The sequence below is a fragment of the Oryzifoliimicrobium ureilyticum genome, assembly GCF_037199735.1.
In the GTDB taxonomy this organism is placed as follows: Bacteria; Pseudomonadota; Alphaproteobacteria; order Rhizobiales; family Rhizobiaceae; genus Rhizobium; species Rhizobium ureilyticus.
Genome location: NZ_JBBBVQ010000026.1, coordinates 67,306 through 77,269 on the forward strand (window position 1 = coordinate 67,306; position 9,964 = coordinate 77,269).

Below are 9,964 nucleotides of genomic sequence, written 5' to 3' on the forward strand. Positions count from 1 at the left end.
TGAACAATATCAAACATAAAAAGGCCAATTCAACCTTTATCTTGCGCTCGATGCTCGCTCACCACGATCAGTACGGCCTGTAGATCTACAGGAGGTTCAACAGCACAGTGCTGTTGAAGCCGGTCCTGCCTCGAAGCAGTCCACAATAGGGGCCATATCATCAAGTCACCAACAAGCTTTATGTCTCCTGCTTTCACGCAAGTGGAGCTCATAACCGATTAGCGCGCGACAAGAACCTCGACGCCTGCTTTCTTCAGCGCGGCTTCAAGGTCGCCTGTTGGCGCCTCGTCACAGATCAATCCGGTGAATTCGTTGAGGGCTGCAACATGCACCAGGGACATTCGGGTGAACTTGCTTGAGTCGCACAGAACAAAACGCCGCGACGCCCGCGTAAGATAGACACGCTTCATGTCAGTTTCTTCGAAGGAATAATCGAAGATCCCTTCAGATGTTAGACCCGAGACACCGACAAAAGCGATATCGAACCATAGCGCCTCAAATTGACTGACAGCTGACGGCCCACTTGTCGACATCTCCTCACTGCGGATTTTACCACCGGCAAGGTAGGTTTCCAAACCCCTTCCCGTCAGATGTTCCGCACTGCGGATGCTGTTGGTGAAAATCTTGGCTTGTGGGCGCGGGGCGAGCGCCTCTGCAACGAAATAGATCGTCGTTCCGACATCCAGCGCGATACTGCGGGCACCATTTGCGAGCTCCGCAGCCGTCGCTGCGATGCGCCTCTTGAGTGCAACATTGCGAGCAAGACGCGCATCAAACGCTGGCTCTTCTCCATCAAAATTGTCAGGGACAGACATAGGTAACGCGCGATCTGGCTTGACGGCACCACCATGGGTTCGAATGAGCCGGCCATCTTTTTCGAGCTCGACCAGGTCACGCCGCACTGTCATCTCCGACACGGCAAGCTGTTGAGCAAGGTCACTGACGGTAACAGAGCCCACTCTGCTGATCTCACCCACGATCGCCGCTTGACGCACTTGCGCTAAAAACTTCGGTCGTTCACCGGTTCTCGATGCGGACTGCTCGCTCGTCATCCGTTCACTGCTCGTTTCATCCTCGAAAAGCTTTGCGTACCCGAACGAAGACCGTTCAAACACCGCATGTTCGACTCAAACATGTTTTACCAACGGAGCATACGCTGGAGCAGGCGTTCGTGTATAGACGCACATGCCTGACACCTAAGGGCAAAGCGCGCCCTCCGCATCGAAAAACCGACACACAAAAAATAGATCGTCGATCGTGACATCTGGGAGGCTGTCATGCTGATGCGTTTGACCGGTTTTGTCATCTGTGCGCAAAAAGACTGTGCGAAGGCCCGCAGCCTTCGCGGAACGCAGCCCAGTGCTGCTGTCTTCAACCGCGACAATCGTGTGAGGTTTAAGACCGAGCCTGTTGGCCGCCGTGCGATACGGTATCGGCGATGGCTTGCCCTCGCTGACGTCGTCGAGACTGATCGAAAAATCAATGAAGCTGGCGAGGCCAAGCGCGTCGAGATTGGCATCAACGATAGCTCGACAGGAATTGGAAACACAAACCTGATGAACACCAAGCGCCTTGAGCGTATGGATAGTTTCCACGGCGCCGGGCATAGGCACAAGCGTGTGACGCGCGCCGACATAGTGGCGATTGATCGCTTCCATCCACTCTTCTTCTTCAAGTGCTGGCGGCAATCTTCCTTCAAGCAGTTTCCAGACATCACCCATATGGATGCCACGAAATGCCATATCGGGCAGCTCGCTAAGATCGGCGCCAAATTCTAGCGATGCCGCCAAGAGCGCATGATGATGCAGTGGCTCGCTATCGACCAGCGTGCCGTCTATATCCCAGGCAACCGCCTGAAAGCGGCTTGGAACAGACATCAGACAGGCTTCCAGCTTGGTGCAAGACGATGGTATAGATCGCGGTAGCGCAGATAACCAATGTCGTAAGCCATTACATTGTCGGGTTTTGGCACGATCACATCAGAAAATGTCGTGAAGCGTGTCACGCTCCGCCAATCATTCTCAAGACCAACACCAATAGCAGCTGCCCACGCAGCGCCAATGCATGAGCCGGGGTGGCCCGAAAGCCGCTGCAGGGGCGCGTTCAGCACGTCCGCCACGATCTGCATCCATACCGTACTGTGGGAGCCACCGTCCGAAACAAAAAAGCGCTTTGGCTTATGACCCATGTCGACCAGCACCTCGACGTGATGCCTGATAGCGTAAGCGTAGGATTCCAGCAGTGCCCGCCAGAGATGGCCTATATCGTGCGATAGCGTCAGCCCTTCGATCACGCCCCGCGCTGCCGGATCATGGATGGGCGTCTTTTCTCCCAAGAGATATGGGAGGATCGTCAAGCCATTTGCACCGGCGGATTTCCGCGAAGCCAACTCGTCTAGATGTTGATGGATTGTACGGCCAACCGCCTGCGCTGCTGCGCGTTCCCCGCCGGCAAAGGTCTCGACAAACCAGTTCAGCGCAGATCCGCCGGTCGACATGCATCCGTTCGGCATGTAGAGCCCTGGTACGAGATGATAGTCCAGGAACAGGCGCGCATCCGGCTTGACGACATCGGTTGCCGTCAGGATATCCACCGCACCGCCGAACTTTAACAACACATCGCCCGCCTCAACCACTCCGGCGCCAAGAGCGGACGCTATCATGTCGGCTGCACCTCCGACGACAGGTGTGCCCAGTGCAAGCCCTGTCTCGCTCGCCCCGCGTTCGTTCACATGGCCCATCACATCCGAGGAGGCTCGCATGGGCGGTATCAATTCTCTGCTAATGTGCGCAAACCGCACGAGTTCGTTATCAATGGCATCGGTAGCAACATTGACGAAGCCTGCTTCGAGGGCCCAATTCTGCTCTACCGCTCTCGCGCCAGTGAGCCGATAGTTGATGTAATCATAGGACCCGAAGACAGTTGAAATCCGCGAGAACACCTGCGGTTCGTGCTTCTCGATCCAGCGCAGCTTCGCCGTGACAAGTTGCTGGTTGATGCCATTTCCGGCCCTTACCAGAAAATCTTGTTCGTTCCACTCGCGGCGCAGTTCCTCGACCTCCGCTCCGCAACGCCCGTCGCTCTGTTGAATACTTGGGCGCAGGACTGTTCCTTCCTCATCGAGGAGAACGACCGCCGGAAGCATACCGGTCACCCCAATCGCGTGCACAGCTGATGCGGGTGTGCCGGAAGTTTCAAGGAGTTCACGGATAATCGCCCTCGCATTTTCCCACCAGTCGGCGGGATCTTCTTCCGCCCATCCAGCACGCGGGGAAGAAAGGGTCACCGGTCTAGACACGGTTGCAAGAATTGTGCTTGGCAAGCCGACCAAAATTCCGATTGTCGACGTCGTCCCGATATCCAGACCAATAACGGCGGTCATAAGAGTGTCCCGTATTAGCGTAGGGTTTCCACGACATCCATGAATCTCTTGACGCGGCTTGCGTCAACGGCATTCCAAGTATTGCCATCGACTTTGAAGTGAGTCCCGATAACGCAGCCTTTAGCCATGGAGAAGACGTCCTGGATATTGTCGATGTTGACCCCCGTGTTGGCGAAAACAGGGACGTCCTGGACCGCCTCACAAACCTCTCGCAGGTCAGACCGGTTGGCTGGCTGACCGGTGATCGGGCCAGACACTAGGATGGCGTCAGCGACCGATGAGAACACTGCGCTCTTGGCGCGAAGGGCAATAGGACGCTGGTCGAGCGAGTGGGCAAACTCGGCGTTGATGTTGAAGAGCATCTTCATGTCCTTACGACCGAGATTGGCGCGAAGGCGAGCAGCTCCGGCGCAATCAGGCTCCCACATACCCATGTCAGATGCAAACAGCCCAGTGAAGATTTCGCGCACAAAACTTGCGCCTGTCACCGCGCCAATAGCGACACTGGAAAGCGGATCCCACAGGTAGTTGACGCCGAAGGGTACCTTAAGCGAAGGCTTGATAGCCTGAACAACCGCAGTCATGGCAGCAATGCTCTCAGGCGATCCCTTGAAGACATAAGGGCGGTCATTTTCGTTTCCGAACATGATGGCATCGACGCCGCCAGCCTGAAGCTTCTCAACGTCAGCGGCGACATCATCGATCAATTTCTGTAAGCCACCGTCCATGTTGTAAAGCGGTGATCCGGGCAAGGCACCGATGTGGGCCATCGCGATGACTACCTTCTTGCGATCTCCAAAACACTCAAAAACCATCCTAAAATCCTTCAGCAGCACCAGGTTTTGCTATCCCAATGGCGGGTAGCCTTCATCATGCTTATCGCGCCCCTGTGGGAGCAGGTCGCGAAGGGCCTGGACGGCGTTCGCTTTAAGCTGAAACCATGACTTGCCCCGAACATAAACAGGCAAACGAACTTAATCAAACAATAAAAACAATTGCGAACTTAGATTTTGTTGGATACGTTTTTCAAAAATTACATCGAGGACAATTATGCCACAACCTACCTTCCCCGAGCTTGGCGGTCGCCGTGCGTTTCTGACCGGTGGTGCGACCGGTATTGGATTTGCTATAGCACAGGCGCTTGTTGCCCAGGGAGTGACGGTTGCCATTGCCGATATCGATATTGAGGCAGCGGAGCGCGCGGCAACCTCCCTTGGCGGGGGTTCTGTTGCCATTGCGATCGATGTTCGCAAACGCCCATCTGTAGAGACCGCATTTGCAAAAACCATCGATCTGATTGGCGGCTGCGAAATTGTGATAGCTAACGCGGGCGTTTCGACCATGCAAAAAGCGCTGGAACTGACCGACGAAGAGTGGGATTTCAACTTCGACGTAAATATCCGCGGCATATTTTTGACAAACCAGATCGCTGGACGCCATTTGTCGGCACAGGGCCACGGTTGCATTGTCAATACAGCATCGCTTGCCGCAAAGGTAGGCGCACCACTACTCGCTCATTATTCAGCAAGTAAGTTTGCCGTCCTGGGCTGGACCCAAGCTTTAGCTCGTGAGCTTGCGCCGTCCGGTATTCGCGTCAATGCTGTTTGCCCCGGCTTCGTCAAGACGGGCATGCAGAGTCGCGAGATCGAGTGGGAAGCGAGCTTACGTGGCATCAGTCCTGAACAAGTCTTTAATGAATATGTGGGCCAGACGCCACTCGGGCGCATCGAGACGCCGGAGGACGTGGCAGATGTCGTCGTCTTCCTTTGCTCGAACAGCGCCCGCTTCATGACCGGCCAGGGGATCAACGTGACTGGCGGCGTCTACATGACTTGACGAAACGATCGTTGCGGGACCCGGTCTGCGTTTCGCTACAGTACCGGACTAAAACCGGCGAGTGGCGTTTACCGACCTTTGGAAGGTGTCCGGGTTTTGAGGGAACGGCGCGCCTCGCGCTATGCCGGGAGAAAATGATGGCCGGCATGGACCAGTATGGTCCAGATTTCGCCCTCGAAAGAACGCCTGTAATGACGATCGAAGCGAATAAAATCCATTTTAGATCGGGAAACATCGCTGCCGATCCGAAAGCAAGTGCGAATCCACCAAGAACGGCGGCGCCTCCCCTGTGCACGAGGCTTGGCAGTACTTCGGCCGACGAACATAAGAATTGATCGTCTCGCTCAACTCACGGAACGAGTGGTGACACATTTGTAAAGCTGATTTGAAATGGGCCGGCATAACCGGTCCATTTCGAATTCAAAGCTACTCGACCGATGGCGGCGCGCTGGCTATAGAGCCTTTCTGTCCAATGCGGTCGGCGACCAGCATCGATAGCATCATCTCCACAAGACCATTCGCTGCTCCCTTCTCACCTGTCCCGCCGCCAACCTGAATCTGCGGCACGAGCGGCAGCCTGCCGTTTTCGATCGCTTCGGCAAACCGCATAAGGACTTGCGAATTGAGCTGGTAGTCTGGGCCTCCGAAGGCTGCCACTTTCTTTTCGGTGGCTTCCGCTTCCGCCAGTCCCACGGCGCGCGTCTTTTCGGCATCGGCAAAGCCCGTCGCCTTGATGCGCTGCGCATCGGCAAGCGCGACGGCCTTGATACGGTCGGCTTCACCAAGGCCCGCAAGGCGTACCTTCTCCGCCTCGGCCTTCGCGGTAACCTGAATGGTTTCTGCCTGTTGGCGAGTGCGGGCAAGCTGCGCCTTGCCTTCGTTCTCACTGATCTCGATGGTGAGCGCAGAGGTCGTGATCTTCGCCTGTTGTTCGGCGAGGGCTTCCTTCTCGCGCAATGTACGCTCCTGGATTGCAGCCGCCTCTTGCAGCTTATAGGTCTCGACCTTTTCGACCGCGATCTGGCGCTCGCGCAGCTGAATCAGGATCTGCTCGATACTATTCTGACCGTTATTGGCGCGTGGCGTGCCGATGAGCACTTCCTGCAATTCGAGACTGTAGGAGGCAAATTTTTCACGCATTTCATCCCCGGACCGGCGCTGGATCTCACTGCGTTGCTGAAGGAGTTCGATCAAAGTCTTTGTCTGGGCAATGTTTTTGAAATAAGCCGAGACCATAGGATCGAGCGTCTGTTCAACCAGCCGCTTGATGTCACCGAAGCGCTGTACGACAAGCGGTGCTTTCATATAATCGATATGCACGACAACCGATAGCGGCAGCATCGGTTCGAACGCATCCTTGGTGATCAATGAGACTTCCGACAGGTTTTCATCGAGCCTGTGTTCGCCAAATTGTTCCTTGGTCCATTTGAGAACGAAGTTCGTGGTTGGAACGATGGTAATACTGCCGGCATAGGTGTTGAACGCATATTTGCCAGGCAAAAGTGGCGTCGACCAGACACCACGGGCGCCCGTCTCGACAAGCTCGCCATGGCGGTAGGACTGACCGGAAAGATCAGCGCCGCGCTGACCGGTATAGGACACGACGACACCCACCGTGCCGACACTGATGATCGTCTTATCGACCAGCTCGACGGTTGCGAAAATGCGGTTCAGGAAGTAGCTGCCGTCGGCGAGTACCTGCAATTGCCGGCCGCGATAGCCGCCAGCGTTGAGGAATTTCTCAGGATCCTGAAAATTGTTATGGAAGTTGGGATCCTTCGGATCATTGGCAACCGTCGGCGCAATGATCTCGCCCTCAGGCAGGGCGGGACCATCATGAATGGTCACGATACCGATCAAGTCCTCTGAATTATGGATAACGACAGGCGCAAAACCATTACGTTCCGCGATCAGTGTCGACATATCCGCAAACAAGTTCTGCTCGGAGGAACTGAGGTTCACAGCATGGGTAGCCTGCGCGGTGAGAACAACAAACTGCGCAAGATTGATGGCATAGGTGCCTTCGCGCAGGATTTTGCGCTGCGGGCCTTTTTCTCCGCCTTTCATCAGAAAGCCGCGTGCATCCTGAAAATCATCGGCCTCTACGTTTGAGGCAAGTGTCTGAGTTGGTGGCAGCGCTTTGCCATCACGCGCAAACACATACCCGATCTGGCCCTGCGGAATGGTGACGAGGTTGGCGCGATGCATCGCATATTGAAATGGCATAAAAAAATGTAGGCCGCCGCGGACGACTTCAGGCTGGAAACCAGCCTCTCCGTTGAGCGCGATGAAGCCATTCTTGACCGAACCGCGGAAACTCCAAAGCTTTTCGAGGATGCCAAGTCTGTCGTTGGGAATATAGCGGACCACGCCACTCCATCGAAAAAGCACCGCCACGATGATGATGGGCAAGGCGATTTCAATAGTCCGCCATACCATCGGACTGAGATTGTTGAGAGCGTCCATTTCTTCTATCCTAAGGGCGCACGGGTTCGTCCACTCGACAGCCGCCCGGTTGGTGTTCATTAATTAAACGGGGAGGTTGCACGCCCACACGGCCCACTCACGAGAAATTTGTCGAAGCTATGGGGCTGAAGCAATTAAAAATGACCGCACGTCTTCAGTCCCCACTGAGGGACGCGGTCGTGAGAGATCTCACATGGGTGTTGCCTTGATAGACATAACGGTAGATGACGTATGGATTGCGCTCAGAAAATTAAAGAGAGCAATGAAAAAATTAGATGAATAGTACGATTGATCTGCTTAAGTGCCGCGTCTGATTAGAACTCTAATCATCAGTCACTTATGGTGTCAATATAAGCTGGTGCGGCTAGCCAAGGAGACTAGGATCCTGGTTTCTCAAAGCTCAAGCCGAAAGCGGTCGGCTACCAGGAAGCGAATTTGCGCGTTCGCGTCCAAAGCAGAAAGGAGCCTATTAACCTGGTCTTTTGCGTGATGTCGGGCGATGCAGGAAACCGTCATTGTCCCTCCTTCATCGGTGAACTTCGACACATTCTAGTTAGTGGTGCCATTTAACCGCAACAATGTCCCAGCAAAAAACGTTAGCCAGCCACCCTTTCTGCGCGCTGAACGCCTCAACCCCGGCAGCACAGAAACGGGAATACCTGTGTACAATCTTTGATTGCATTTTTACTCAAGCGGCTTTATTGAGGACTAGCTCGTGACCTGTCCCCCCTGACAATTTACGGAGTGACATATGCAACGTTTGCTGGACAAGTTGACCGATCTTGCCGCGCTTCGGGGTGACGAAGATGTCTTCAAAGATGCTCTGGCCCATCTGGCGAACGAAGCGGGATTTTCTGGCTACGCATATCTGTTCATCCGACCAGGTCATACCATTGCCTCATCGAATTACCATGCCGAATGGCGCTCGCTCTATTTCAAACGGAAATTCGAGGCGATCGACCCGATCGTAAACCGCGCAAAGTCGCTGAAGCGGGTGTTTACGTGGAGCGGTGAGGCAGAGAGGCGGCGCCTGACGAAGGAAGAGCGAAGGTTCTTTGACCGGGCTGCTGATTTCGGGATCCGCTCCGGGATCACCATCCCCGTCAAGGCTGCCCATGGATCGATGTCGATGTTCACGCTTGCTTCCGATAAATCTGCACTTGAACTCCAACGCGATATCGATCCCGTCGATGCGGCGGCCGCCGTCGGCCAGCTTCACATCCGCATGTCGTTCTTGCCTATGAGACCGACTGATCAAAACCCTGTCTGGCTCGACCCGAAGGAGGCTGCCTATCTTAACTGGATCGCCGTCGGTAAAACCATGGAGGAGGCTGCCGCACTGGAGGGCGTCAAATACAACTCGGTTAAAAGCAAGCTCGAAGAGGCCAGGAAGCGGTTTCAGATTCATACCATGCCGCACCTCGTTGCTCTGGCCATTCGGGCAGGGCTCATCTGATCGACGGCATCAATTGACGGATACGTTCGGGATATAGCCCAGGATCCTTGTCAGCGTATTGAGGGCGCTCATCTGCGCATGCATCGCGATCATCGCTTCCACGTATTCGAGATGCTGCTTACCACCTGCGGCCTTTGCGGTTTTGTAGTCTTCCGGCAATGCCTGGAACAGCCGGTCAGCCTTTTCCACGAGCTGCCTGTGCAGGCGTATGGCGTTGACCGTCAAAATCTCGAGTTCTTCTGTGTTGAGACCCCGTGTCAGTCCGATCACTGGGCGCAGTTCGCTCGTATCCGAGCCCGTTGCGTCACTGAAACTCATTATTGATCCTCCCAATTTTAGTCTGCGGTCCGCTCCCGACCGCTCGTCCTCGATCGCGGACGGGTCGAAGATTGCACCCGGCATGTCCTACGCGTTTTGGCACCAGCGCATGGACATCCCCCGAATCTAGCGAAGTGAGCTTTCTCATAGATCTCCTAACCGATCCACCCTGCCCTTTTTGTGACTGGGTGGATCTGAAACTGTTCCAAAGTTCGTTCGTTCCAATCTGTTGTCCGCACCGCCTTCGGCTGCAAGCGTGCAGAGCATGAGAGCCGTCTCGTAGGATTTCTCGAAGGCCGGGACCGGCAAGAATTCAAAGCGCGAATGGAAATGAGAGGCGCCGGTGAAGAAGTTCGGGGTCGGCAGACCTCTGGCCGACAGGGCCGCCCCGTCGGTTCCTCCGCGCATTGGCGTGAGCTTTTTCTCGATCCCGAGCCTGTCCAGAGCGTTGAACAATAGCTCGGCCGAGCGGTTGTCGCTTCGAAGATAGTCTCCAATGTTACGAT

The 9,964-nt window shown here is 55.1% G+C and carries 8 protein-coding genes and 1 pseudogene; 2 read left to right on the forward strand and 7 right to left on the reverse strand.

Features of this window, described 5'->3' with window-relative positions; genetic code table 11:
• Window positions 1-218 precede the first annotated feature (218 nt).
• The 4 genes from VQ830_RS25280 to VQ830_RS25295 all read right to left on the reverse strand — a co-directional run bounded on the left by VQ830_RS25280 (window position 219) and on the right by VQ830_RS25295 (window position 4,197).
• Window positions 219-1,052, reverse strand: a complete 834-nt coding sequence (locus VQ830_RS25280) for a DeoR/GlpR family DNA-binding transcription regulator (RefSeq protein WP_337270928.1) — start codon at window positions 1,050-1,052, stop codon at window positions 219-221.
• Window positions 1,053-1,196: 144 nt separating this feature from the next.
• Window positions 1,197-1,877 carry an HAD family hydrolase gene (locus VQ830_RS25285; protein ID WP_337270929.1) on the reverse strand — a complete coding sequence of 227 codons (681 nt, stop codon included), beginning with the start codon at window positions 1,875-1,877 and terminating at the stop codon, window positions 1,197-1,199.
• Entirely contained in the window at window positions 1,877-3,382 is a 1,506-nt protein-coding gene (locus tag VQ830_RS25290) for an FGGY-family carbohydrate kinase (protein WP_337270930.1), read from the reverse strand. Before VQ830_RS25290 ends, VQ830_RS25285 begins: the two co-directional genes overlap by 1 nt.
• A 14-nt stretch (window positions 3,383-3,396) precedes the next feature.
• Entirely contained in the window at window positions 3,397-4,197 is an 801-nt protein-coding gene (locus VQ830_RS25295) for a BtpA/SgcQ family protein (protein WP_337270931.1), read from the reverse strand.
• Between the two features lie 235 nt (window positions 4,198-4,432).
• On the opposite strand from VQ830_RS25295, the gene VQ830_RS25300 reads away from it, so the two are divergent.
• Window positions 4,433-5,218, forward strand: a complete 786-nt coding sequence (locus VQ830_RS25300; protein ID WP_337270932.1) for an SDR family NAD(P)-dependent oxidoreductase — start codon at window positions 4,433-4,435, stop codon at window positions 5,216-5,218.
• Between the two features lie 426 nt (window positions 5,219-5,644).
• On the opposite strand, the gene VQ830_RS25305 is transcribed toward VQ830_RS25300, so the two are convergent.
• Window positions 5,645-7,684, reverse strand: coding sequence for an SPFH domain-containing protein (locus VQ830_RS25305; RefSeq protein WP_337270933.1), 2,040 nt, complete (start codon window positions 7,682-7,684; stop codon window positions 5,645-5,647).
• Between the two features lie 751 nt (window positions 7,685-8,435).
• On the opposite strand from VQ830_RS25305, the gene traR reads away from it, so the two are divergent.
• On the forward strand, window positions 8,436-9,140 hold the full coding sequence (traR, locus tag VQ830_RS25310) for an autoinducer-binding transcriptional regulator TraR (RefSeq protein ID WP_337270934.1): 705 nt from the start codon (window positions 8,436-8,438) through the stop codon (window positions 9,138-9,140).
• A 9-nt stretch (window positions 9,141-9,149) separates the two neighbouring features.
• On the opposite strand, the gene VQ830_RS25315 is transcribed toward traR, so the two are convergent.
• Together VQ830_RS25315 and VQ830_RS25320 are read right to left on the reverse strand one after the other, a co-directional pair.
• The gene (locus VQ830_RS25315; RefSeq protein WP_337270935.1) at window positions 9,150-9,458 is read right to left on the reverse strand and encodes a transcriptional repressor TraM; all 309 of its coding nucleotides are present in this window, start codon (window positions 9,456-9,458) and stop codon (window positions 9,150-9,152) included.
• Between the two features lie 144 nt (window positions 9,459-9,602).
• Window positions 9,603-9,964 (reverse strand): annotated as a pseudogene (locus tag VQ830_RS25320) (hypothetical protein); the annotation flags it as partial.

Bases quoted from the DNA above. Each gene is read 5' to 3' on its own strand.
- VQ830_RS25280 (WP_337270928.1), bottom strand. From the start codon at position 1,052: ATGACGAGCGAGCAGTCCGCATCGAGAACCGGTGAACGACCGAAGTTT.
- VQ830_RS25285 (WP_337270929.1), bottom strand. From the start codon at position 1,877: ATGTCTGTTCCAAGCCGCTTTCAGGCGGTTGCCTGGGATATAGACGGC.
- VQ830_RS25290 (WP_337270930.1), bottom strand. From the start codon at position 3,382: ATGACCGCCGTTATTGGTCTGGATATCGGGACGACGTCGACAATCGGA.
- VQ830_RS25295 (WP_337270931.1), bottom strand. From the start codon at position 4,197: ATGGTTTTTGAGTGTTTTGGAGATCGCAAGAAGGTAGTCATCGCGATG.
- VQ830_RS25300 (WP_337270932.1), top strand. From the start codon at position 4,433: ATGCCACAACCTACCTTCCCCGAGCTTGGCGGTCGCCGTGCGTTTCTG.
- VQ830_RS25305 (WP_337270933.1), bottom strand. From the start codon at position 7,684: ATGGACGCTCTCAACAATCTCAGTCCGATGGTATGGCGGACTATTGAA.
- traR (WP_337270934.1), top strand. From the start codon at position 8,436: ATGCAACGTTTGCTGGACAAGTTGACCGATCTTGCCGCGCTTCGGGGT.
- VQ830_RS25315 (WP_337270935.1), bottom strand. From the start codon at position 9,458: ATGAGTTTCAGTGACGCAACGGGCTCGGATACGAGCGAACTGCGCCCA.